Raw genomic sequence first — 23,800 nt, forward strand, 5'->3', positions numbered from 1 at the left:
GCCGAACGTGCCGTCACAGGATGCCGCCCACCACCCCGCGCCCTCCTCCCCGGCCGGGCCGGTCGTGGACGTCGAGCGGGCCGAGGCCGCGCTCACCGAGCACTATCCGCGGCTCGTCCGGATCGCCTACCTGGTGCTGCCGGCCGGGACGGGCCGCGGCCGGCGGGTGCTGACCGCGCACTCCCTCACCCAGCGCGCCCTGCCCCGCACCCGCGTCCCGGCCCCGGCGCCCCTCTCCCGGTCGGCCGGCCGCGACGGCGACCCCGGGTACGCGCTGGTCCGCCTGCGGGTGGTGCGTACGGCGCTGGAGGCGGGCCTGCCGCTGCGGCGCAGGGCGTGGCCCAAGCGGGCGCAGCTGCCGCCGCTGCTGCCCCAGGTGTGGGGCCTGAAGCTGTTCCCGCACCCGGGCGGCGCCGACGGACTCGCCCTCGACCAGCGGCTGGCCGCGCTCTCCGGCCCGGCGCGCGCCGCCTGTGTGCTGCGCGGTCTGGAGCGGCTCCCGGACGGGGACGTGCGCGCGGTGCTCGCGGCCGCGGGGGTCGCCGACCCGGACGCCGCGCTGGCCGAGGCCGACCGGGCCCCCGCCGCGTACCACCTGCTCGACTCCCCCGAGTTCGACCCCTGCGCGCTCCAGGCCCGGCCGACCGACCTGCTGCGCCGCCGCCGTCATCTGAACGCCGTGCTGGTGGCCGGGGCCGCGCTCGCCGTCTGCGGGGCGCTGCTGGGTCCGGCGGGCGACGGCCGGGGCCCCGACGCCGCCGCCGCACCCCCGTACGCCCGGAACCCGGCCGCGCGGGCGGCGCTGGACCCGGGGAAGCTGACCCGGGTCTCCCCCACCGCCTGGAAGACCTCCGCACGCGTCGACTTCTCGGTGTGGCCCGCACGCGGCGGCCTCACCGGTGACACGGCCCTGCTGCGCCGCGCCCTCGCCGTCTGGGCCCGGCCGGGCGGGAGCGTCCAGGTGTCGGCGACCCCCGGCACCCCCTCCGGCGGCCCGGCCGGTCCGCCCCAACTGCTGTACGCCGGGGCGGTCGACGGCGCGCGCGTGGTGATCCTCCACGACGGTCTGCGCATCGCCCGGTACGCCGAGCCGGCGGACGGCACACGGGGTGCGGTGCTCGACCTCGCCCGGGTCGACGGGGCCGACCGGGCCGGGGCGAGCGCGGTGGTGCTGAGCCGGACCGACGGCGACGTCCGCTATCTGACGGCGCCCTGGGTGCGCGGGGCGGGCGCGCGGGACCTGCGCGCACCGGGCTCCGGCGCGACGGACCTGACCCTGACCGACGGGGTGACCCCGCCCCTGGCCGGCCCGGCCCTGGAACCCGGGCCCTGCGCCTCGTGGAACGTGCTGCAGCTGACCGACGGCACCGGCACCCGGCTGGTGACCGACCTCGGCGAGCTGGTCCCGGCCCGCCTGACCGCGGGGCGGCCCGGCGCGACCGGTACGGGCGGTGCGGGCAGCGCGACCGGTGCCGCCTCCGGCGCCGAGGTGCTGCGCACCTGGGCGCCGTTCGCGTGCTCGCTGAGCGCGGTGCGCTCCGCGGGCGTGCGGAGTGTGAACGCCTGGGCGTTCGCCGAACAGCCGCTGCCCGACGCGAGCGGTTCGGCGGCGTGGGTGTGCACCCGCGCCGAGACCTGGCGGGGCGGCGGGGCCCGGGTGCTGACGCAGTTCCACACGCCGGGCGGGCGGTTCGGGGCGGTGACGGCGGAGGCCGAGGACGTACCGGCGTGCGGGGCGCGCAGGCCGCAGGTGCTCGCCGGGGTGCTGTGGAAGTCCGCGGCGGGCGCCTGGTACCTGCTGGCCGCCGGCAGCCCCGACGTGGCGTCCGTCGGGGCGACGGGCGGGGCCGAGGGGACGGCCCGGGGGCATCTGCTGACCGTCCGCGCCGAGCGGGGTGCCCGGGCGGACCTCAAGGGCACACTGGAGGACGGACGGTCGATCAGCGGGCTGCGGTGACCGGGTGCACCGCCGACAGGTCCGGATCGTTCAAGGCCGAACCAGATCGGTAAAGTGGGCACATGACTACCGGGGTACGCCGCAGAATGGGAGTCGAGGAGCGGCGGCAGCAGTTGATCGGCGTCGCCCTCGAACTGTTCAGCCGTCGTTCGCCCGACGAGGTCTCCATCGACGAGATAGCGTCGGCGGCGGGCATCTCCCGCCCGCTGGTCTACCACTACTTCCCCGGCAAACTCAGCCTGTACGAAGCGGCGTTGAAGCGCGCCGCGGAGGATCTGGCCTCCCGGTTCGCCGAGCCGCACGAGGGCCCGTTGGGGACGCGGCTGCGGCGGGTGATGGCGCGGTTCTTCGACTTCGTCGACGAGCACGGCCCCGGCTTCTCCGCCCTGATGCGCGGCGGCCCGGCGGTCGGCTCCTCGGCCACCAACGCGCTGATCGACTCCGTGCGGCAGGCCGCGTACGACCAGATGCTGGCGCACATGGGCGTGGGGGACCCGGTGCCGGCCCGGCTGGAACTGGTCGTCCGCTCCTGGATCTCGCTCGTGGAGTCCACGGCGCTGATCTGGCTGGACGGGCGGCGCATCCCGCGCGCCGAACTGGAGACCCAGCTCGTGCAGGACTTCGCCGCGCTCGCCGCCGTCGCCGCCGCCCACGACGAGGAACTGGCCGCGCTGCTGCGCGACCTGCTCAAGGGCGAGCCGGGCGACGGGCCGTTCACCGACCTCGCCGCCCGGCTGATCTCCCTGGCGTCCTGACGCGGAGCCCCCGCTCCCCCGCTCCTCCCGCTCCTCGGCCTACTCCTCGTACTTGCGGTACGAGGCGTCCAGTTCGCGCACCTCGGCGGAGGCGTGCAGCATCAGCCCCTCGGCCGGCTTCACGTACTGCCGCAGCAGCTCCAGCACCGCCTCGGTGAGCCGGGCCTTGGTCTCCTCGGTGCGGCCCGCGAGCAGCCCCAGGGTGACGTGCACGACGGCGTGCCCCTCGGTGTCGGGGCCGACCACGGTCTCCTCGGTCCTGCGGAACTGCGTCTTGCACGCCGACGGTCTGGCGGCCGCGATCTCGACGACGGCGGTGTGCAGGTCCCGCGCGAAGGCGGACCGGTCGAAACCGTCCGCCAGTCGCTCGGAGTAGTCGACGGTGATCTGCGGCATGAGCCCTCCTGTTCCAGGTCAGAAGGGCTCACCCTAACCGCAGCCCCGGCCGGGTCAGCCGGCCGCGGTGAACACGGCGACCGTGCGCGCCGGCACGGTGAACGTGCCGGTCCCCTTGGCGTAGGACGAGGTCTTCACCACCGCGTCCCCGCCCGCGGCCTGCACCGGGTGCAGGCGGTGGTCCGTCCCGGCGAGGCCGGCGACGCGCTGTTCCTGCTGCTCGGGCGTGGCGTTGAAGACCACCACGAGGTCACCGAGCTTCATGGTGATCACGCCGGGTGTCTCGTCCTTCCCCGACAGCGGGAAGGAGAGCCGGGACTGCACCTGCGCGGCCGTGTCGAGGGAGAAGGCCTTCTCCGTCGTACGGATCCTCAGCAGGTCCCGGTACGCGGCCGAGGCGCCCTCGATCTGCGGGCAGCCGACCTGCACCGCGCCCAGCAGCGGCTTGGCGTAGGGCCACTTGTCCTCGTTGTCGGCGGCCGGCGGCAGTCCGCGGCCGAAGCCGTTGCCGTCCGCGCAGTTCCAGTGGATGGCGTTGAACCAGTCGCCGCTGTCGTAGGAGTTGCGGTCCAGGGACTTGGAGCGCAGCAGGTCGGTGCCCGCCTGGGAGAGGGCCGGTCCCTGCGAGAGGGTGGCCGTCGCCATGGCGAGGACCTGCATCCGCGCGCGGTCCGCGGCCGAGGTGTCCTTCGGCAGCTTGAAGGCGAGCGCGTCGAACAGCGACTCGTTGTCGTGCGCGTCGGCGTAGGCGAGGGCGTCGCCGGGGGCGTCCGCGTAACCGGCGGGCGAGCCGTTGTAGTCGACCTGGGAGCCCTTGACCTCCTTGCCGCTGGTGTCGGTGAAGCGGTAGTCGGCGAGATTGCCGCTCAGGCCCACCTTGATGAGGTCCTGGTAGTGCAGGAGGCGGGCCTTCTGCTCGGCCTCGGTGCCGTTGCTCTTCGAGGAGTTGGGGTCGGTGAACAGGCCCGAGGCGAAGCCCTGGACGCCGGGGTCCTCGTCGAAGGGTCCGCCGCCGCGCACGGCGTCACGGGCCCGGTCGGAGAAGGTGGCGATGCCGGTGCCGGCCATGTTCCGCTGCGTGGCCTGCTCGAAGCGGGCGTCGTCGGCGATCTCGCCGAAGTTCCAGCCCTCGCCGTACAGGATGATCCTCTTGCCGTCGACGCCGTCCTTCTTCAGGGTCAGCGCGTCGAGGGCCTCGCGCACGGCGAGGATGTTGTCCTTCGGGTGGTGGCCCATGAGGTCGAAGCGGAAGCCGTCGACCTTGTACTCCTTGGCCCAGGTGACGACGGAGTCGACGACCAGCTTGCCCATCATGGCGTTCTCGGGGGCCGTGTTGGCGCAGCAGGTGCTGTTCGCGACCGAGCCGTCGGCCAGCAGCCGCTGGTAGTAGCCGGGCACGATCCGGTCGAGGACGCTCGTCCTGTCCTGCCCGCTCGCCGCGGTGTGGTTGTAGACGACGTCCAGCACGACGCGCAGGCCGTCCTCGTTGAGCGCCTTGACCATCTCGCGGAACTCGACCGTGCGGGCGGTGCCGTTCGGGTCGGTGGCGTAGGAGCCCTCGGGGACCGTGTAGTGGTACGGGTCGTAGCCCCAGTTGTAGGCGTCCTCGGCGGCCGCCTTCGCCACGCACTTCTGCTGCTCGGCGGAGTCGGCCGGGTGGGAGGCGAGGTCGCAGTCGACGGTGGCCTGGTCGGACTTCCTCTCGGGGATGGTGGCGATGTCGAAGGCGGGCAGCAGGTGCACGTAGGAGGTGCCGGCCTCCGCCAGCTCGCGCAGGTGCTTCGAGCCGTCGCTGTCCCGGTCGGTGAAGGCCCGGTAGGTGCCGGGGTGCTTCGCCGTCCGGTCCTCCACGGAGAAGTCCCGGATGTGCAGCTCCTGGATCTGGGCGTCCTTCAGCGGCACGGCCTTCGGCTTCTCGAGCGACGCCCAGCCCTTGGGGGCGAGGCTCCGGTCGCCGAGGTCGACGACGAGGCTGCGCTCGGAGTCCGTGGTCAGGGCCACCGAGTAGGGGTCGGTGACCTTGTTGGTGACGATCTGCCGGGCGGTGGGCGCCCACACCTTCACCGCGTACCGGTAGGGCTTGCCCTTCCAGGAGGCCGGGCCGGTGGCGGACCAGACGCCGGTGGCGTCGTCGCGCCGCATGCGGACCGTGGAGCCGCCGATCTCCAGGGAGACCTGCTGCGCGGTCGGCGCCCACACGGAGAGGGTGGGACGGCCGTGGCGGAACACCGGGCCGAGTTCCGCCTTCGTGGCGCGGCCGGCGTAGAGGTCGTCCAGGACGCCGGCGATCTGCACGCCGGTCGCCGCGAGCACGGCGCCGTTCGCGGCCCGCTGGGAGGCGACGACCTGGCCGCGCAGGGCCTCGCGCACCCGGTCCCGGTCGCGCGGGTCGACGGTCCAGGCGGTGCCGTCCTCCAGGTGCGGGAACTTCTTCTTCTGGGCGTCGGTGAGGGACGTCCGCGACAGCCGGAGCCAGCGCTGGTCCGCACCGGTGAGCGTGCCGTCCTGCACCTTGATGGAGCCGGTGCGGGAGGCGAGGAGCTGGGTGGAGGCGGCGGCGTCGGAGCCGTCCCAGACGAGGGTGTCCCGGTCGATCCAGACCGCCTTGGAGGTGGCCAGGTCGAGGGCGGCCGCGGAGCCGGCGGGCTGCGGCAGCAGGTACTTCTCCTGGCCGCTCACCAGCCACACCTCGTGGCCGTTCGCCCTGAGGTCGAGCGACTGGTCGGACGGCAGGTCCTTCTCGTCGCCCTTGTGGACGATGTAGCTGAGGCTGGTGGCACCCTCGGTGAGCGGCACCTCGAAGACCGCGCCATACGGGTCAGTCTTCACCGGCTTCAGGGGGTTCGACCAGTCGGTGGGGTGCGCGGCGCCGGTCCACACGTGCAGGCCCCAGCCGTCGTAGTCGCCGTCGGCGCGGTGGTAGTGCAGCACCGCCTTGCTCTTGTCCTGCGCCGGGTACTCGGGGCGCTCGGTGGTGACGGTCTCCTCGCCCTGCTCGATCCAGATCTCGCCGGTCCTGGTGAGGTCGATGGTGCGGTCGGTGGGGACGTCCTTGGTGCCGTCCTTGTCGATCACCAGGAAGCCGAGGTCCGAGGCGCCCGGCCTGAGCTTGACGTAGGCGAAGGCGCCGTAGGCGTCGCGGCCGGTGAAGGGGTGGCTCTCGGGCCACTCGGTGGCCTCGCCCTCCGCCAGGTCGCCCCAGGCGTACAGGCCCCAGTCGTCGTAGTCGCCGTCCGCGCGCCGGTAGTGGACGATCGCGTAGTCGCGGGAGGCGGCGGTGGGCGGTTCCGCCACGGGCGGGGTGCCGGTGGCGGAGGCGGCCAGGGCGCTCGCGGTGCGGCCGGCCGAGTCGATCACGACGGCCTTGTAGCGCAGGGCGGTGCCGGCGGGCACGTCCTCGCCGATGGTGTGGGTGACCTTGTAGGGGGCGTGGTCGGCGGAGCCGAGGGTCCGCCACGGCCCGTTGCCGGTCTGGGCGGCGAAGACGACCCGGTTGAGCTGTCCGCCCCCGACCTCGGCGGTGAGCTCGACGGTGCCGGTGGCGCCCGCCTCCGGGGCCTTCAGGGCGATCGTGGGCCCGGCGGCCGGCTCGGCGAGCGGGCCGGACGCCTTGAGGACGATCGCCGAGCCCGCCGGGACGGTCACGGTGATCTTCTTGTCGGCGTCGCTGGTCACGGAGGCGCCGGTGCCGTGGATGCCGCGGAAGGTCATCCGGGCGGAGCCGGTGGCGAAGGTGGCCTTCTTCGCCTCGTCGGCGTTGTTGAAGGCGACCACGTACTCGGTGGTGTCCTTGCCGGTGCCGGTGCGGGAGAAGGCGTAGACGCCCGGGCCGTCGGCCGCGTGGCGCTCCTGCTGGATGCCGTCGGTGAGGGCCGGGTGGGCCTTGCGCAGCTTCGCGAGGGCGCTGATCTGCCGGTAGAACGGCGACCGGGTGTCGTAGGCGTCCTCGGCGTGGGTGCGGTCGGTGCCGATCAGGTCGTCGTCGAGGTAGTCGGCCGTACGGGAGGCGAACAGGGTCTGGCGGGCGTCCTTGTCGCCGCCGGCGCCGGTGAAGCCCTGCTCGTCGCCGTAGTAGACGACCGGGTTGCCGCGGCTGAGGAACATCAGCTCGTTGGCGAGCTTGCCCTTCTTCAGCAGTTCGGCGTCGGACGCCCCGGGGTTGTCCTGCTTCAGGAACGTCCCGATGCGGCCCATGTCGTGGTTGCCGAGGAAGGTGACCTGCTCGTAGGCGTTGGCCTTGTCGGTCGTGTACTTGTAGTCGTCGCCGAAGACGGCCGCGAGCTTCCCGGCGCTGCCGCCCTGGGAGGCGTACTGGCGGGCCGCCTCCTGGAACGGGAAGTCGAGGGTGGCGTCGAGGCGGCCCCGGGTGACGTACGGGGCGGTGACGTCCGTGTCGGCGGAGTAGACCTCGCCGAACATGAAGAAGTCCTCCCGGCCCCGCTTGGCCGCGTAGGCGTCCAGGGCGGTGGCCCACTGGGTCCAGAACTCCATGTTCACGTGCTTCACGGTGTCGATCCGGAAGCCGTCGATGTCGAAGTCCTTGACCCACCGCTGGTAGATCTTCTCCATGCCGCTGACGACCTCGGGACGCTCGGTCCACAGGTCGTCGAGGCCGGAGAAGTCGCCGTACTCGCTGGACTCCCCGGCGAAGGTGGAGTCGCCCCGGTTGTGGTACATCGCCGGGTCGTTGAGCCACGCCGGAACCTTGACGTTCTTCTTCGCGGCGGGGACGACCGGGGTGCGCGGGAAGGAGCCGGCGCCCAGGCGCGGGAACTTCTTCGAGCCGTCGGCGTAGTCGGCGTCGTCGAAGGGCTCGCCGTCCTCGGTCAGGTAGGGGAAGGCGCCCTTGGAGAGGTAGTCGTAGGACTTCTCCTCGTAGTCGACGACGTCGGCGGTGTGGTTGGTGATGACGTCGAAGAAGACCTTCATGCCCTTGGCGTGGGCCTTGTCGATGAGGGTCTCGAGGTCCTTGTTGGTGCCGAAGTGCGGGTCGACCTGGGTGAAGTCGGTGATCCAGTACCCGTGGTAGCCGGCGGAGGCGTCCTTGCCGGTGCCCTGCACGGGCTGGTTCTTGAAGATCGGCGCCAGCCAGATGGCGGTGGTGCCGAGCCCCTTGATGTAGTCGAGCTTCCGGGCGAGGCCCTTGAGGTCGCCGCCCTGGTAGAAGCCCTTGTCGGTGGGGTCGTACCCGGTGGTGAGGCGTGAACCGGTCAGTCCGCCGCGGTCGTTCTTCGCGTCGCCGTTGGCGAAACGGTCCGGCAGGACGAAGTAGAACTGCTCGCGGGTCAGGTCGTGCCGCGCGGGGGACTTCGCCAGCTTCGCGTCCGAGGGCGGCGCGGGCGGCGTGGCCGCCTCGGCGGCGAGGGGCTGTACGAGGGCGGCGGCGAGCGCGGCCGCGGTGACGGCGGCGACGCGTCTGCCTCGCGCGGTGCGGCGCCCCGGGGGCGCGGGCCATCTGGGTGTCACAGGCGTGAACTCCTTGCGATTACGGCTCATGGGGGTCCGGCCCCGCGCCACGGCACGGCCTGTTCCGGCCATGTCACCGGGGCGCCGGGCGCGACCGTACCGCTGTTGAAAGCTTTACAGCAAGGGTTGTGAAAGTAACGGTAAGGACTTGCGGGTGCGGGACGCCGGCCGCACCGCCCCGCGAAGGGCGGTGCGGCCGGCGCGCGTTCAGCAGGACGACTTGCCCGCGTACACCGCGAGGGCCGTGTTCGAGCCCAGCGTGGCCGTCAGCTGCCCCGAACCGTTCACCGTCACCGTCGTGTTGTTCTGCACGTTGCAGTACGTGCCCGCCGGGAGGGAGGTCTGGTAGGTGCGGGTCAGGGAGCCGGACTCGTGGTTGATGGCCACGAAGCCCTTGGTGCCCCGGCCGAAGGCGATCGCGTCGCCGCCGTTGTCCCACCAGTTGGTCACCGCCTGGCCCCGGGTGGCGTTGCGGAAGGCGACCATGGACTTGATCTCCGGCCAGGCGTGCTGGCACTTCCAGCCGTTCTGCCAGCACGCGTTCACCTGGCCGCCGTTCGGCGGTCCGGCGTCGTGGTCGGAGAACTCGTAGCCGGAGTTGATGTCCGGGGCGCCGTACGGCCAGGCCAGCATGAAGACGTTGGCCAGGGTGTAGTTGGCGTTGTCCTTGTAGCTGAGGGTGGAGCCGTTGCGCTCGGTGTCGTGGTTGTCGACGAAGACGCCGGAGACGGAGCCGTTCATGTAGCCCCAGCCCTCGCCGTAGTTCTTCAGGTAGGCGAGGTTCTCGTTGTTGAAGACCCGCTTGAGGTCGTAGGCGTAGCGGAACTCCTGCACGTCGCCGTTGCCCGTGTACTCGGTGGGCTGGACGGCCTCGCCGGCACCGTAGATGACCTCCTGCTTCCAGTACGCGCCGGGGTTGGTCAGGCGGGACTTGATGTTCGCCAGGTCGGCGGCCGGCATGTGCTTGGCCGCGTCGATGCGGAAGCCGTCCACGCCGAGGGAGAGCAGGTCGTTCATGTACCCGGCGATGGTCCTGCGGACGTACTCCTCGCCGGTGTCGAGGTCGGCGAGGCCGACCAGCTCGCAGTTCTGGACGTTCCAGCGGTCCCGGTAGTTGTTGATCTCCGAGCGGCAGGTGTCGAAGTCGTACGACGAGTACAGGCCGGGGTAGTCGTACTTCGTGTACGACGAGCCGCCGGTGCCGGTGCCGTTGCCCGCGGACATGTGGTTGATGACGGTGTCGACGACGACCTTCACCCCGGCCGCGTGGCAGGTGTTCACCATGTTCCGGAAGGCGGTGCGGTCGCCGAGGCGCCCGGCGATCTTGTAGCTCACCGGCTGGTACGACGTCCACCACTGCGCGCCCTGTATGTGCTCGGCGGGCGGTGAGACCTGGACGTACCCGTACCCGGCGGGGCCGAGGGTGGTGGTGCACTCGCGGGCGACCGAGGCGAAGTTCCACTCGAAGAGGACGGCGGTGACGTCCTTGGTGCCCGGAGGCGAGGCCTCCGCCGCAGTCGGGGTCATGACAACCGAGGCGGCCGCGAGGGCGACGGCTCCGGCGAGGGTTCTGCGTGCCATGTGGGGTTCCTTCTTCATCGAAGGGTGTGGGGATCGCCGAAGGGGGCCTGAAGCTTCTTGCAGCAAACTTCGGCAACCTTGCGGCAACGCAGATGTTAAAGGCCCGCCACCCGAAAGGGCAGCGGGCCGCAGCGACTTGTAGGAAAAAGTTGTGGGCCGGGCGGCCTCAGCCGGTGGTCCACCACACGGTGGTGTCGGCCGGGACCCGCGCCTCGCCGTCCGCCACGGCCACCTCACCGCTGGCGATCAGCACCCGCCCGTGCGCCGGGACCGTCACTGCCTCCCTCGTGGTGTTCGCGACGCACACGAACTCCCCGCGCCGGAAGGCGAGGACGCCCTCGGGGGCCCGCAGCCACTCCACCGCGTCGCCCGCGCCCAGGTCGGGGTGGGCCCGGCGCACGGCCAGCGCCGCCCGGTACAGCTCCAGTGTCGAGCCGGGCACGCCGGTCTGCGCCTGAACGCTCAGCTCGCCCCAGCCCTCCGGCTGCGGCAGCCAGCTGCCGCCGTCGCCGAAGCCGTACGACGAGCCCTCGCGCGTCCACGGGATCGGGACCCGGCAGCCGTCGCGGTAGCCGTCCTGGCCCGCGCCCCGGAAGTACGCCGGGTCCTGGCGCACCTCGTCCGGCAGGTCCACGACGTCCGGCAGGCCGAGTTCCTCGCCCTGGTAGACGTACGCCGAACCGGGCAGCGCCAGCATCAGCAGCGTCGCCGCGCGGGCCCGGCGCAGCCCCAGCTCGCGGTCGCCGGCCAGGCGGATCTGGGTGCCGAGGCCGGGCGGGTTGGCGAAGCGGGTGGCGTGCCGGGTGACGTCGTGGTTGGACAGCACCCAGGTGGCGGGGGCGCCGACCGGGCGCATCGCCTCCAGGGTGCGGTCGATGACCTCGCGCAGTTCCGCGGCGTCCCAGTGGGTGCCCAGGTACTGGAAGTTGAACGCCTGGTGCAGCTCGTCGGGGCGCACGTAGTTGGCGGTGCGCTCGACGGTCGGGGTCCACGCCTCGGCGACGAAGATGCGCTCGCCCGAGTACTCATCGAGGATCAGGCGCCACTGCCGGTAGATGTCGTGCACGCCGTCCTGGTCGAAGAACGGCGTGACATCGTTGCCCAGCAGCTTCAGCTCGTCGTGGGAGCCCAGGTCCGGCAGGCCCTCGGCCTTCACCATGCCGTGGGCGACGTCGATGCGGAAGCCGTCCACGCCCATGTCCAGCCAGAAGCGGAGGATCGAGCGGAACTCGTCGCCGACCGCCGGGTGCTCCCAGTTGAAGTCGGGCTGCTCGGGGGCGAAGAGGTGGAGGTACCACTCGCCGGGCGTGCCGTCGGGCTCGGTGACCCGGGTCCAGGCCGGGCCGCCGAAGATCGACTCCCAGTCGTTGGGCGGCAGCTCGCCGTTCTCGCCCTTGCCGGGCCGGAAGTGGTAGCGGTCCCGCAGCGGCGATCCGGGGCCCTCGGCGAGGGCCCGCTTGAACCACTCGTGCTGGTCGGAGGAGTGGTTGGGGACGAGGTCGACGATGATCCTCAGGCCCAGTTCGTGGGCGTCCCGGATCAGCGCGTCCGCGTCCAGCAGGGTGCCGAACATGGGGTCGACGGCGCGGTAGTCGGCGACGTCGTAGCCGGCGTCGGCCTGCGGGGAGGCGTAGAAGGGGCTGAGCCACACGGCGTCCACGCCGAGGTCGCGCAGGTACGGCAGGCGGGAGCGGATGCCTTCCAGGTCGCCCATGCCGTCGCCGTTGCTGTCGGCGAAGCTGCGCGGGTACACCTGGTAGATCACCGCGTCCCGCCACCAGTCGCGGCGCCTGTCGACGGTGGCGAGGGCCGCGTCGGTCGTGGGGGTCGGGGCCGGGGCGGTGGAGTGCTGCTGGCTCATGTCGTCCTTGGTACGAGTGCGGACAGGGAGGCGGGTGGGGGCCGGAGACGGGGCGGCCGCGGTGTCAGCGGGGTCTGGAGGTCCCTCCTCGCCCGGATGGGCGAGGAGGGGGCACCGCGGCCGCCCACCCGCGCGGTCAGGCGCGCGGGAGTCGCCGTGCGAAGGGGGTCATCCCTTCGTGCCGCCGGCGGTGAGGCCGGCCACCAGGTTCTTCTGCACCAGGTAGAAGAACGCGGAGACGGGTATCGCGATCAGGACCGCGGTGGCGGCCATGAGATTGCGCTGCGCGTCGTGCTCGCTGACGAAGCTCTGCAGGCCGACGGCGAGCGTGTACTTCTTGTCGTCGAGCATGAACGTCGTGGCGAAGGCGACCTCGCCGAACGCGGTGATGAAGCTGTAGAACGCGGCGACCGCCAGCCCGGGCTTGGCGAGCGGCAGGATCAGCCGCAGGAACGTGCCGATGGGGGTCAGCCCGTCGACCCGTCCCGCCTCGTCGATCTCGAACGGGATGGTGTCGAAGTAGCCCTTCATCAGCCAGGCGCAGTACGGCACCGCCGTCGAGCAGTAGACGAGGATGAGTCCAAGATAGGTGTCGATGAGCTGCAGGTCCGAGAGGATCTGGTACATCGGGACCATCAGGACGGCCACCGGGAACATCTGGGTGAGCAGGAGCACCCACATGAACCTCTTGTACCCCGGGAACCGCATGCGCGAGACGGCGTAGCCGGTGGTGGCGGCGACCAGGACGCCGATGACCGTGGTGCCGAGCGAGACGATCAGCGAGCTCTTCAGCCAGTCGAAGAAGTTCGTGTTCTGCAGGACGAACGCGTAGTTGTCGAGCGTCATCTTGCCCCAGATGGCGCCGGGGCGCAGATAGTCGTCCTTGTCCGGGCCGAGGGACAGGAAGACCAGCCAGGCGACCGGGAAGAGCGCGATCAGGCTGGCGACGGTCAGGACGCCGTGCGAGGTGAGCCTCGCCAGGGGGCTGCTCTCGCCGCGCCGGCGGACCTTGGGGCGCCGGGGGGTGGTCGCCTCAGCCGACGCGCCCTTCACTTCGGCGGACAGGGGGCGGTCGAGGGTGCTCATGGGGACTCCTGCCTCAGATCGCGAGCTGCTGCTCATTGCGGTTCAGCCAGCGGCGGTAGAAGGAGGTGAAGACGACGAGGATGGCCAGCAGCAGCATGCCGTAGGCCGCGGACTCGGCGAACTCGCGCGGCTGCTGTCCGAAGCCCAGCTGGTAGGCCCAGGTCACGAGGATCTGGGCGTCCGGGGCGGTGTTGCCGAACAGCAGGAAGATGATGGCGAACTGGTTGAAGGTCCAGATGACGCCGAGCAGCACCACGGTGGAGCTGACCGAGCGCAGCCCGGGCAGGGTGACGTGGCGGAACCGCTGCCAGGCGTTCGCGCCGTCCATCTCGGCCGCCTCGTAGAGGCTGGCGTCGATGGACTGCAGCCCGCCGAGCAGGGAGACCATCATGAACGGCACGCCGCACCAGGTGTTGACCATGATCGCGGCGAACCGCTGCCAGAAGGTGTCCTCCAGCCACAGCGGCGTCGGCAGGCCGAGGGCGTCCAGGCCGGAGTTGATGATGCCGGCGTCGGCCAGCATGAAGCGCCAGCCGAAGACGGTGACGAAGGTCGGCACGGCCCACGGCAGGATGAGGACCAGCCGGTAGAGGGTGCGGCCGCGCAGCTTCTGGTTGAGCAGCAGGGCGAGGCCCAGGCCGATGCCGTAGTGCAGGGCGACACAGGCCGCCGTCCACACGATCGTCCAGAGGAACTTGGACCAGAACCGGTCGTAGGCCGTCTCGCCCCACAGGATGTCGGCGTAGTTGTCCAGGCCGATGAACTTGTAGGTGGCCGCGATCTCGTTGACACCGATGGTGCGGGCCGAGTTGAGGCTGTCCGCGTCGGTGAGCGTGAGGTAGAAGCCGTACGCCAGGGGATACAGCACGATGACGCCGAGCACGACGATCACCGGCGCGATCATGGCGTAGGCGTACCAGTGCTTCTGGTACGCGTGCTTCAGGCGGCGGCCCAGCCCGGGGCGGGGCGCACGGTCACCGCGGCGCTTGCCGGTCGCGCGGTCGATGGCGACTGTCATGGTTCGGCACCTTCTGGATGATCAAGGAGTACGGCACACGGCCGGTGGCCGCCGGACCCTCCCCTCCGGGAAGCGGGTCCGGCGGCCACGCGGGCATTACTTGCTGAAGTCCGGCACCAGCTTGGCGATCGCGGTCTCCGCGTCGCTCAGCCCCTTGTCCAGGGACTTCTTGCCACCGGCGATCTGGGGCAGCTCGTCGTCGAGCGGACCCCACAGCGAGCTGTACTCGGGCAGGGCCGGGCGCGGCTGGGCGGCCTCGAGGACCGTCTGGTAGCCGGCGATGCCCGGGTCGGCCTTGACCTGGTCGGTGTAGGCGTCGTCACGCGTGGGCAGCGTGGCGTTCTTCAGGGCGATGGTCTCCTGCGCCTTGGCCGAGGTCATGAAGTTCACGAACTTCAGCGCGGCCTTCTGCTTCGCCTCGCTGGACCCGGCGTAGACGGACAGGTTGTGGCCGCCGGTCGGGGTGCCCGCCTTGCCGGTGGAGCCGGCCGGGACGGTGGCGATGCCGAGGTTGTTCTTGTCCTTGAAGGCGGAGCCCTTGTAGAAGTTGGTGATCTCCCACGGGCCCTGGATGATCGAGGCGACCTTGCCGTTGACGAACGCGTCCTGGATGTGGGCGTAGGCGTCGGCGGTGGTGTCGGCCTTGTGCAGGCCCTTGCCCTTGAACAGGCTCAGCCAGGTGTCGTAGGCCTTCTTGCCCTCGGCCGACTTCACGGTGATCTTCTTGGCGTCGGCGTCGACCGTGTCGGTGCCCTCGCCGTAGAGGAACGGCTGGGCGTAGTAGGACTGGGTGGAGCCCCAGTAGCCGTCGACGCCGGTCTTGTCCTTGATGGTGGCGGCGGCCTTCTTCAGGTCGTCCCAGGTCTCCGGGACCTCGACGCCGGCCTTCTCGAAGAGTTCCTTGTTGTAGACGAAGGCCAGGGTGTCCGTGGTGAACGGCACGCCGTAGGTCTTGCCCTCGTACTTGGCCTGCTCGATCAGGTTGGACTTGAACTTGTCCTGGTCGGCGAGGGCCTCGGTGCCGTCCAGCGGCAGGAAGAAGCCCTTCTTGGCGAAGGCGGGGGTCCAGCCGACCTCGGAGCGCAGCACGTCGGGGGCGCCCTTGGAACCGGCGGCGGTGTCGAACTTGTTCTGCGCCTGGTCGAAGGGGACGTTGACGAAGTTGACCTTGATGTCCTTGTTGGCGGCCTCGAACTCCTTGACCAGGGCCTGGTACGTCGGCGCCTCGTTGGTCGCGTTGGAGGTGTCCCACCAGGTGATGGTGACCGGGCCGTCGGCCTTGTCGCCGCTGTCGCTGTCTCCGCCGCAGGCCGTCGCCGCGAGGGCGAGGGACGCCACCAGCGCGGTGGCCGCTATGCCACGCCGCATGAGTTCTCCTTGAGGGTTAAGCCCGTGTGGTGCAGGAAGCGGCCCCGTCTGCCGTCCCCGCCGACTTGCCGACTGCGCCATTGCGGCCGCCGGGCGACGTGAACGTAACAGCCATGCAATCGTTCCGAAAGACCTTGCTGAAAAATTTTGCAAGCAGCTCGGAGAGTTATGCCGTCGTGACCTCTCCTCAACCGCCGCGCGACCCGCTTTTCCAGGCGTACTACGGGGATTCGGACGGGTGTGCAAGACTCTGCAAGCACTTGCCATCCCTTTCCGCCGGGGGAATCATCCGTTGCGGAACGGGCGCCGACCACGACGTGAGGACCGCGATGACCCAGCAGCCCACAGCGGGCCGTCCGCCGGCGCGCAGCAGGCGTGCGTTCGGTGGGCAAGGCCGGGCACGGCCGCTACAGTCCGGTGCTGTGACCACACGACTTGCCGACATCGCCGCTCAGGCGGGGGTGAGTGAGGCGACCGTCAGCCGCGTCCTCAACGGCAAGCCGGGCGTCGCCGCCACCACCCGCCAGTCCGTGCTCGCCGCCCTCGACGTCCTGGGCTACGAGCGTCCGGTGCGGCTGCGGCAGCGCAGCGAGGGTCTGGTGGGCCTGATCACCCCCGAGCTGGAGAACCCGATCTTCCCGGCCCTGGCCCAGGTCATCGGGCAGGCGCTGACCCGCCAGGGCTACACCCCGGTGCTCGCCACCCAGACCCCCGGCGGGTCGACGGAGGACGAGCTGACCGAGATGCTCGTGGACCGCGGGGTCGCCGGCATCATCTACGTCTCCGGACTGCACGCGGACACCACCGCCGACATGCAGCGCTACGAGCGGCTGCGCGCCCGGGGCGTGCCGTTCGTGCTCGTGGACGGCTTCTCGCCGAAGGTGCAGGCGCCGTTCATCTCCCCCGACGACCGGGCGGCGATGGCGCTCGCGGTCACCCACCTCGTCTCCCTCGGCCACACCCGCATCGGCCTGGCGCTCGGGCCGAAGCGGTTCGTGCCGGTGCAGCGCAAGATCGAGGGGTTCGTGCGCACCGTGCAGGACCAACTCGGACTGAGCGCCGAGACGGTGGAGAACGAGCTGGTCCAGCACTCCCTCTACACCCTGGAGGGCGGTCAGGCGGCCGCCGCGGCGCTCATGGACCGCCACTGCACGGCGGTGGTGTGTGCGAGCGACATGATGGCGCTGGGCGCGATACGGGCGGCCCGGCAGCGCGGCCTGGACGTGCCGAAGGACATCTCGGTGGTCGGCTTCGACGACTCCCCGCTGATCGCCTTCACCGACCCGCCGCTCACCACCGTCCGCAAGCCGGTCCCGGCGATGGGCCAGGCCGCGGTGCGCACGCTGCTGGAGGAGATCGGCGGGACGCCCGCGCCGCACAGCGAGTTCGTGTTCATGCCGGAGCTGGTGGTGCGCGGTTCGACCGCTTCGGCCCCTGGGGAACGAAACCGTCCCTAGGGTGGAGGAAACGGCCTTCCGGGCCCTCCCGCAGGAGGAGTTCGCCGCCCCGGACCCGTACGCGGACATGCGGGACGGACCCGACCGGGGGATGATCTACGGGAGGAAAGCTGTCTGGCAGACTCTTTGCCCATGGGTGACACGACGGTGAGCACGTCGGAAGGCCACGACCAGGCCGTTCCGCACCCCGTCGCGGACTCGGCGGACGGGACGGCCCGGGGGCGCCTGCGCCGCCCGCGCACCCCCCGCAGGCCCCGACTGTGGTTCGAGATCCTGCTGATCGCGGTGAGTTACTGGACGTACTCGCTCATCCGCAACGCCGTGCCCGAGCAGAAGGCCGAGGCACTGCGCAACGCCGACTGGATCTGGCAACTGGAGCAGCGGCTCGGCATCGCCGTCGAGCAGTCCGTCAACCATGCCGTGAACTCGGTGACCTGGCTCATCGTCGGCATGAACTACTACTACGCCACCCTGCACTTCGTGGTGACGCTGGGTGTCCTGGTGTGGCTCTACCGTAGTCACCCCGGCCGTTACGCGGCCACCCGGCTGGTCCTGTTCACGACCACGGGCATCGCCCTGGTCGGCTACTACCTGTATCCGCTCGCCCCGCCGCGCCTGATGGACGGCCAGGACTTCGTCGACACCGTCGTGGTGCACCAGACCTGGGGCTCGATGGCCTCCGGCGACCTGAAGAACATGTCCAACCAGTACGCCGCGATGCCGTCGATGCACATCGGCTGGTCGGTGTGGAGCGGCCTGACGATCTTCGCGCTGGCCACCGTCCCGTGGGTGCGCGTCCTGGGCCTGGTGTACCCGGCGGCCACGCTCGTGGTGATCGTCGCGACCGCCAACCACTTCTGGCTGGACGCGGTGGGCGGCGTGCTCTGCCTCGCCTTCGGCTACGGGGTGGCCCTGCTCTGGTACGGGAGCCTGCCGCACACCCTGCCGAGGCGGGTGCCGGAGCGGGCGCCGGGCGGCGGCAGGGGCCCGCTGCCGGTGCGCCTCCCCCTGCTGCCCCGCAGCCGCTCCGGGTCGGCCCCGGCCGACCGCCGCGCCGAGCCGGTTCCGGCCGACCGCCGTTCCGAGCCCGCCCCGGCCGATCCGGCGGGTCAGGCACCGCCCCCGTAGAACAGCTCCTCCATCACGCCCCGCGCCCTGCGTGCCGTACGCCGGTACGCGTCGAGCATGTCGCCGGCGTGGCCGGGGCCGTAGCCCAGGTAGCGGCCGACGGCGGCCAGCTCGCGCGGCTGGGTGGGGAAGGTGTCCCCGGCCCTGCCCCGTACGAGCATCACCGCGTTGCGCACCCGGGTGGCCAGCACCCACGCCTCGTCGAGGATCGCGGCGTCCTCCTCGCGGACCAGTCCGGCCGCGCGGGCGGCGGCCAGGGCCTGCCGGGTGCGGGTGGTGCGCAGCCCCGGCTCCTCGGCGCCGTGGCGCAGCTGCAGCAGCTGCACCGTCCACTCCACGTCGGACAGCCCGCCCGGGCCGAGCTTGGCGTGCAGCTTGGGGTCGGTGCCGCGCGGCAGCCGTTCGGACTCCATCCGGGCCTTCAGCCGCCGGATCTCCCGGACCGCCTCCTCGTCGAGCCCGCCGGCCGGGTAACGCAGCGGGTCGATCAGCTCGGTGAAGCGGCGGCCGAGGTCCTCGTCCCCGGCGACGGGCTCGGCGCGCAGCAGCGCGTGCCGCTCCCACACCAGCGACCAGCGCCGGTAGTACGCCTCGTACGACTTCAGGGTGCGCACCAGCGGACCGGACTTGCCCTCCGGGCGCAGGTCCGCGTCGACGAGCAGGGGCGGGTCGGCGCTCGGGATCTGGAGCAGGCGGCGCATCTCGGCGACGACCTTGTGCGCCGCCCGGGACGCCTCCTGCTCGTCCGCGCCCTCGCGCGGTTCGTGCACGAACAGGACGTCCGCGTCGGAGCCGTATCCCAGCTCGTGCCCGCCGAAGCGGCCCATGCCGATGATCGTGAACCGGGTGGGGAGCGTGTCCCCCCAGCCCTCCCGGACCACCGCGCGCAGCGTGCCCGCGAGGGTGGCGGCGGTCAGGTCGGACACCGCGTCGCCCACCAGGTCCACCAGGGCGCCCCGGTCGGCCTCGGCGGGCTGGGACTCGGTGCCGTAGGAGCCGATGATGTCGGCGGCGGCCGTGCGGAACAGCTCCCGGCGGCGCACGCCGCGGGCGGCCGTGACGCCCTGGGCGGCGTTGTCCGCGCGGCGGACGGCGGCGAGGACCTCCTGCTCCAGGTGGGCGCGCGAGCGCGGCCTGAGCCCCGCGCCGTCCCCGTCGCCGAGCAGGGCCACCGCCTCGGGGGCCCGCATCAGCAGGTCGGGGGCGAGCCGCCCGGCGGACAGCACCCGGGCCAGGTTCTCCGCGGCGGCCCCCTCGTCGCGCAGCAGCCTCAGGTACCAGGGGGTCTTGCCGAGCGCGTCGGAGACCTTGCGGAAGTTCAGCAGTCCGGCGTCCGGGTCGGCGGAGTCCGCGAACCAGCCGAGCAGCACGGGCAGCAGGGTGCGCTGGATGGCCGCCTTGCGGGTCACCCCGGAGGCCAGTGCCTCCAGGTGGCGCAGCGCGGCGGCCGGGTCGGCGTACCCGAGGGCGACCAGCCGCTCCCGGGCCGCCTCCGCGCTGAGCCGGGTCTCGCCGGGGGCGAGCTGGGCGACGGCGTCGAGCAGCGGCCGGTAGAACAGCTTCTCGTGCAGCCGCCGGACGACCGCGGTGTGCCGCCGCCACTCCCGGGTCAGGGTCGTCACCGGGTCGGTGCGCAGGCCGAGGGAGCGGCCCAGGCGGCGCAGGTCGGCCTCGTCCTCGGGGACGAGGTGGGTGCGGCGCAGCCGGTACAGCTGGATGCGGTGCTCCAGGGAGCGCAGGAAGCGGTATGCGTCGTCGAGCTGGGCGGCGTCCGCGCGGCCCACGTAGCCGCCGGCGGCGAGGGCCTTCAGCGCGTCGAGGGTGGTGCCGCTGCGCAGGGAGGTGTCGGCGCGGCCGTGCACCAGTTGGAGGAGCTGCACGGCGAACTCGACGTCCCGCAGCCCGCCGGGGCCGAGCTTGAGCTGGCGGTCGACCTCGGCGGCGGGGATGTTCTCCACGACCCGGCGGCGCATCTTCTGCACGTCGGCGACGAAGTTCTCCCGCTCGGCGGCCTGCCACACCAGCGGCTGGAGCGCGGCGACGTACTCCTCGCCGAGCGCGAGGTCGCCGGCCACCGGGCGGGCCTTGAGCAGCGCCTGGAACTCCCAGGTCTTGGCCCAGCGCTGGTAGTAGGCGAGGTGGGAGGCGAGGGTGCGCACGAGCGGCCCGTTGCGGCCCTCGGGGCGCAGATTGGCGTCCACGGGCCAGATGGAGCCCTCGACGGTGGTCTCGGAGCAGATCCGCATCATGTGCGAGGCCAGGCGGGTGGCGGCGCGCAGCGCCTTGCCCTCGTCGGCCCCGTTCGCGGCCTCGCCGACGAAGACGACGTCGACGTCGGAGACGTAGTTCAGCTCGTGTCCGCCGCACTTGCCCATCGCGATCACCGCCAGCCGGCACAGCGCGGCGTCCTCGGGCGCGGCGGCGCCGGCCAGGGCGAGGGCGGCGCGCAGGGTGGCGGTGGCGAGGTCGGCGAGCTCGGCGGCGGTCTCGGCGATCTCGGTGGTGCCGCACACGTCGCGGGCGGCGATGGACAGCAGGCAGCGCCGGTAGGCGACGCGCAGCGCGACCGGATCGGTGGCACCGGCGAGGCCGCGCTCGAACTCCTCGACGCCCGGGTGCAGGTCGCGGGGCTCGTAGGTGACGAGCGCCTGCCAGTCCTTCGGGTGCCGGGCGAGGTGGTCGGCGAGGGCGTCGGAGGCGCCGAGCACACCGAGGAGCCGGTCCCGCAGCGGCTTGGCGGAGATCAGCGTGTCCAGCAGTTCCTGGCGGGCGGTGGCACCGGGCTGCGCCTCCAGCAGCCGCACGAGTCCGAGCAGCGCGAGGTCGGGGTCGGCGGTGGCGCCGAGGGCTTCGAGCAGCACCGGGTCGTTGCGCACGGCCGCCAGTTCGGGGCCGTCCAGCAGGCGCTCGGCGGCGGAGGGGTCGGTGAAGCCGTGCCGCAGCAGCCGTGTGAAGGTACTGCTCCTGCGCCCCGGCGCCGACGTCATCCCCGGCCTCCCTCGTGCCTCGGATCAGGCTCGTACGGCCATGAGCCTAGCCGGAGTACCGGTCCGCGGCCCCGGGGCGGCCCGCGACCGCTTCGGGGGCCGGGGCGGGCACCTCCCCTCACGGCCCGGGGGACGCGTCGACGTTCCCTCGGTGGCGCCGCGGGCCGTTTTCGGTTTCGGTGAGGGGGAGCCGTCCGGCCGGACCCGGTGGCGGCTCGCCCGATGCCGGTGCGTGCCGACGACGTCGACCAAGGAGTCGAGTTCATGGACATGACCCTCGAAGTGATCCCGCTGCCGGTGAGCGACATCGACCGGGCCAGGGACTTCTACCGGGACAAGGTCGGTTTCCACGTCGACATCGACCAGGAGGTCATGCCGGGCCTGCGCATCGTCCAGCTCACCCCGCCCGGCTCCGGCTGCTCGATCGCCCTCGGCGACACCCTCTGGAACACCCTGCCCGGCCCCCGCCCCGCTCCCGGTTCCTACCAGGGCCTCCAGCTCTGCGTCACCGACATCGAGGCGGCCCGTGCGGAACTGACCGCGCGCGGCCTGGAGGTCTCCGAGCCGGTCCGCTACTCCCCGGACGACGGCGCCGCGTTCCTGTACTTCAAGGACCCGGACGGCAACGGCTGGGCGGTCCAGGAGTACCGGCGGCGGGCGGCGGAGCCGCTGCACCGGCTGCTGGCGAAGCAGGCGGGGGCGTAGACCCGCCGTACGGTACGGGTGCCGCACGCCCGTGGGGCCGGAGCGCACGACGGTCCCTCCCAGCGGCCGGACCGGGTGCCCCGGTCCGGCCGCTGAGGAGAAGTCGCCGAAGAAGAACCTGACGCCCGGGACCCGGCCCCGGGCGTCAGCGCAGCGCGTCGAGCAGCATCGCCCCGGCGACCAGGGCGAGCGCGCACCCCAGGAGGTCCACCGCCCGCGCGATCATCCGGTACTTGCGTGTCACCAGGACCGACAGCTCGACGAGTTGGGCGCACCGGTCCAGGTCGTGGTCCCCCGGCGCGGACAGGTGGGCGGCCAGATCGCCCGGACGGCCCGCGTACTGGGCGTAGAACAGGAAGTAGGCGCTGCCCGCGAGACGGGAGACACCGCCCGGCCTGACGCAGACGAGCAGTTGGACGAGGCTGCCGGCCAGGCAGACCAGCCCGCCCCAGGCCATCCACTCCACGCCGTTCCAGAGCGCGAAGACACCGGCCCTGCGCACACCGAAGGCGGCGACGATCCCGGCCGTGATCGCCGAGAACAGCGCCAGGAGGGTCGCCGCCTTCTGGTCCGCCCGGCTCAGTTCCGCGCGGACCTCGGCCAGGGCCGGCCGAAGGTGCCGATCAGGCGAGGTCACTGCCGGCACCGCCGTCGTCACCGCCGTCGGTCCCGTTCACACCGACGAGCTGCCCCGAGATCCCCTTGTGGTTCCGGCGCACCTCCAGGGTCGCCGGGTCCCCGAACCTGTGCCCGGCCGCCGCGTCTCCGAGGAACACGAAGAGGTTCTGCTGGTTGCCGCGCGTGTCGCGCACCTCGACGAAGCCGTAGCCCTTGTCGGTCCGGACGTTCTGGAAGGTGCCCCGGATCTCGTGCCCCTCCTGGACCGTGCAGCCGGCCACCGGGCGCTGCCCCTCCTTGAGCGGCGGCAGCGGGACGAACCGCACGGCGCCCCCCTCGGTGAGGTTCTGCTCGTTGACGAGGAACCGGCGGTCGACGTAGTGGTCGCCGTGCCCGGCCGTCGCGATGAAGCCCCGGCCCTGCTCCGGGTCCCAGCGGGTCACCGTGCCGTCGAGCGTCTCGATGACGGGCCGCGCGGACGGGCCCGCCTGCGGGGGCACCGTCGCCCGGGCCCGGAGCCGGTTCTGCTGCACCTGGACGTGAGCCTGCGTCTGGGCCCGGTCGATGGCTTCGGTCAGCACGGTGTTCTTCACACCGAACGCCTTCTTGTGCCAGATCACCTCGCGGTACTTGATCGGCTTCGCGAACCCCTTGAGGTCGACCTTCTCCTCGTCCGACAGGTAGTCGTCCGGGGAGTACTCCAGCGCCCGGCCCATCCCGGAGCTGACCTTGCTCATGTTGGCCGAGGCGACGGTCACGCTGTCGACCCAGATCGCCTGGGGCGCTCCGGCGCCGCACAGCCGGGCGGCCAGGTCGACCACGGAGCCGATGTAGTCCAGGCCGCCGCCCGGGGCCTGGTACTCGACGACCCGGCCCGTCGCGATCCCGACCGTGGCGAGGCAGTCGTTGACGCTGCCCCGGCTGTTCTCCTCCTTCAGCAGCTCCTGGATGGTGATGGCCGCGCAAATCGCCTCGGCCGCGCGCTCTCCGTCGAACACGGCCAGGGTGCCGTCCCCCAGGTACTTGACCACGGTCCCGCCGTGCTCGGTGACCGCCCGGGTGGTGATGTCCAGGAACTTTCCGATGGTGGGGAGCCAGCCGACCTCCCCCGTCTTCCCCTTCATCTCCGTGGAGCCCGCGAGGTCCGCGAAGAGGATCACCCGGTGGGGGCGGTCCTGGTGGTTGAGCGCTTCCTGGAAGAGCGAGAAGTGGTCCGTGGCCATGAGCTACCCCCATTGCATGTGCTGTTCTCCGTGCCCCCGGCACCCGGCCCCGTCGACCGGTGCCCGGGGGCCGCCCACCCTCGGCTGTTCCCGGACCGTCCGGGCGACCCGGCAGACCCTTCGACAACAACAGAGTGACGACCCATCACTTCGTTAATACCATTAACCACGCGAACACCCTTCACCGCAAGCCC

At 71.9% G+C, this 23,800-nt stretch carries 15 protein-coding genes; 5 read left to right on the forward strand and 10 right to left on the reverse strand.

The window, feature by feature from the left end; translation table 11 throughout:
* Positions 1-7 precede the first annotated feature (7 nt).
* Together CP969_RS12140 and CP969_RS12145 are read left to right on the forward strand one after the other, a co-directional pair.
* On the forward strand, positions 8-1,957 hold the full coding sequence (locus CP969_RS12140; RefSeq protein ID WP_150474921.1) for a hypothetical protein: 1,950 nt from the start codon (positions 8-10) through the stop codon (positions 1,955-1,957).
* A 62-nt stretch (positions 1,958-2,019) separates the two neighbouring features.
* On the forward strand, positions 2,020-2,712 hold the full coding sequence (locus tag CP969_RS12145; protein ID WP_078495426.1) for a TetR/AcrR family transcriptional regulator: 693 nt from the start codon (positions 2,020-2,022) through the stop codon (positions 2,710-2,712).
* A gap of 39 nt (positions 2,713-2,751) precedes the next feature.
* Here the strand turns inward: CP969_RS12145 and CP969_RS12150 are convergent, their stop codons facing one another.
* The 7 genes from CP969_RS12150 to CP969_RS12180 form a co-directional block, all read right to left on the reverse strand.
* Positions 2,752-3,108, reverse strand: a complete 357-nt coding sequence (locus tag CP969_RS12150; protein ID WP_016826593.1) for a 5-carboxymethyl-2-hydroxymuconate Delta-isomerase — start codon at positions 3,106-3,108, stop codon at positions 2,752-2,754.
* A 54-nt stretch (positions 3,109-3,162) separates the two neighbouring features.
* Positions 3,163-8,574 (reverse strand): pullulanase-type alpha-1,6-glucosidase, encoded by a 5,412-nt coding sequence (pulA, locus tag CP969_RS12155; protein WP_016826592.1) that lies wholly within the window; start codon positions 8,572-8,574, stop codon positions 3,163-3,165.
* Positions 8,575-8,781: 207 nt separating this feature from the next.
* A complete protein-coding gene (locus tag CP969_RS12160) occupies positions 8,782-10,155 on the reverse strand; it encodes an alpha-amylase (RefSeq protein WP_004988960.1) in 1,374 nt (457 codons plus the stop codon).
* A 166-nt stretch (positions 10,156-10,321) separates the two neighbouring features.
* On the reverse strand, positions 10,322-12,016 hold the full coding sequence (locus CP969_RS12165; protein ID WP_016826591.1) for a glycoside hydrolase family 13 protein: 1,695 nt from the start codon (positions 12,014-12,016) through the stop codon (positions 10,322-10,324).
* 168 nt (positions 12,017-12,184) lie between these two features.
* On the reverse strand, positions 12,185-13,102 hold the full coding sequence (locus CP969_RS12170) for a sugar ABC transporter permease (protein WP_004988958.1): 918 nt from the start codon (positions 13,100-13,102) through the stop codon (positions 12,185-12,187).
* A gap of 13 nt (positions 13,103-13,115) precedes the next feature.
* A complete protein-coding gene (locus CP969_RS12175) occupies positions 13,116-14,120 on the reverse strand; it encodes a carbohydrate ABC transporter permease (RefSeq protein WP_004988957.1) in 1,005 nt (334 codons plus the stop codon).
* A 96-nt stretch (positions 14,121-14,216) separates the two neighbouring features.
* Positions 14,217-15,488: an extracellular solute-binding protein gene (locus CP969_RS12180; protein WP_016826590.1), complete on the reverse strand. Its 1,272-nt coding sequence runs from the start codon at positions 15,486-15,488 to the stop codon at positions 14,217-14,219.
* Between the two features lie 422 nt (positions 15,489-15,910).
* Here CP969_RS12180 and CP969_RS12185 point away from each other — a divergent pair, with 422 nt between their 5' ends.
* On the forward strand, positions 15,911-16,945 hold the full coding sequence (locus CP969_RS12185) for a LacI family DNA-binding transcriptional regulator (RefSeq protein ID WP_004988955.1): 1,035 nt from the start codon (positions 15,911-15,913) through the stop codon (positions 16,943-16,945).
* Positions 16,946-17,077: 132 nt separating this feature from the next.
* The gene (locus CP969_RS12190; RefSeq protein ID WP_016826588.1) at positions 17,078-18,073 is read left to right on the forward strand and encodes a phosphatase PAP2 family protein; all 996 of its coding nucleotides are present in this window, start codon (positions 17,078-17,080) and stop codon (positions 18,071-18,073) included.
* Here CP969_RS12190 and CP969_RS12195 read toward each other — a convergent pair.
* Positions 18,055-21,060 carry a bifunctional [glutamine synthetase] adenylyltransferase/[glutamine synthetase]-adenylyl-L-tyrosine phosphorylase gene (locus tag CP969_RS12195; protein ID WP_016826587.1) on the reverse strand — a complete coding sequence of 1,002 codons (3,006 nt, stop codon included), beginning with the start codon at positions 21,058-21,060 and terminating at the stop codon, positions 18,055-18,057. The two genes, CP969_RS12190 and CP969_RS12195, sit on opposite strands and share 19 nt — an antisense overlap.
* 264 nt (positions 21,061-21,324) lie before the next feature.
* Here CP969_RS12195 and CP969_RS12205 point away from each other — a divergent pair, with 264 nt between their 5' ends.
* Positions 21,325-21,765 carry a VOC family protein gene (locus CP969_RS12205; protein WP_026085249.1) on the forward strand — a complete coding sequence of 147 codons (441 nt, stop codon included), beginning with the start codon at positions 21,325-21,327 and terminating at the stop codon, positions 21,763-21,765.
* Between the two features lie 145 nt (positions 21,766-21,910).
* On the opposite strand, the gene CP969_RS12210 is transcribed toward CP969_RS12205, so the two are convergent.
* Together CP969_RS12210 and CP969_RS12215 are read right to left on the reverse strand one after the other, a co-directional pair.
* The gene (locus CP969_RS12210; RefSeq protein ID WP_016826585.1) at positions 21,911-22,402 is read right to left on the reverse strand and encodes a Pycsar system effector family protein; all 492 of its coding nucleotides are present in this window, start codon (positions 22,400-22,402) and stop codon (positions 21,911-21,913) included.
* A complete protein-coding gene (locus CP969_RS12215) occupies positions 22,389-23,606 on the reverse strand; it encodes an adenylate/guanylate cyclase domain-containing protein (RefSeq protein WP_016826584.1) in 1,218 nt (405 codons plus the stop codon). Before CP969_RS12215 ends, CP969_RS12210 begins: the two co-directional genes overlap by 14 nt.
* Positions 23,607-23,800: the final 194 nt, after the last annotated feature.

Origin of the sequence: Streptomyces viridosporus T7A (assembly GCF_008704515.1) — a bacterium.
Classification (GTDB): Bacteria; Actinomycetota; Actinomycetes; order Streptomycetales; family Streptomycetaceae; genus Streptomyces; species Streptomyces viridosporus.

What these genes read in the sequence shown, in the direction of transcription:
- CP969_RS12145 (WP_078495426.1), top strand. Translation starts at nt 2,020, where the DNA reads ATGACTACCGGGGTACGCCGCAGAATGGGAGTCGAGGAGCGGCGGCAG.
- CP969_RS12150 (WP_016826593.1), bottom strand. Translation starts at nt 3,108, where the DNA reads ATGCCGCAGATCACCGTCGACTACTCCGAGCGACTGGCGGACGGTTTC.
- CP969_RS12160 (WP_004988960.1), bottom strand. Translation starts at nt 10,155, where the DNA reads ATGGCACGCAGAACCCTCGCCGGAGCCGTCGCCCTCGCGGCCGCCTCG.
- CP969_RS12165 (WP_016826591.1), bottom strand. Translation starts at nt 12,016, where the DNA reads ATGAGCCAGCAGCACTCCACCGCCCCGGCCCCGACCCCCACGACCGAC.
- CP969_RS12170 (WP_004988958.1), bottom strand. Translation starts at nt 13,102, where the DNA reads ATGAGCACCCTCGACCGCCCCCTGTCCGCCGAAGTGAAGGGCGCGTCG.
- CP969_RS12175 (WP_004988957.1), bottom strand. Translation starts at nt 14,120, where the DNA reads ATGACAGTCGCCATCGACCGCGCGACCGGCAAGCGCCGCGGTGACCGT.
- CP969_RS12180 (WP_016826590.1), bottom strand. Translation starts at nt 15,488, where the DNA reads ATGCGGCGTGGCATAGCGGCCACCGCGCTGGTGGCGTCCCTCGCCCTC.
- CP969_RS12190 (WP_016826588.1), top strand. Translation starts at nt 17,078, where the DNA reads ATGGGTGACACGACGGTGAGCACGTCGGAAGGCCACGACCAGGCCGTT.
- CP969_RS12195 (WP_016826587.1), bottom strand. Translation starts at nt 21,060, where the DNA reads ATGACGTCGGCGCCGGGGCGCAGGAGCAGTACCTTCACACGGCTGCTG.
- CP969_RS12205 (WP_026085249.1), top strand. Translation starts at nt 21,325, where the DNA reads ATGGACATGACCCTCGAAGTGATCCCGCTGCCGGTGAGCGACATCGAC.
- CP969_RS12215 (WP_016826584.1), bottom strand. Translation starts at nt 23,606, where the DNA reads ATGGCCACGGACCACTTCTCGCTCTTCCAGGAAGCGCTCAACCACCAG.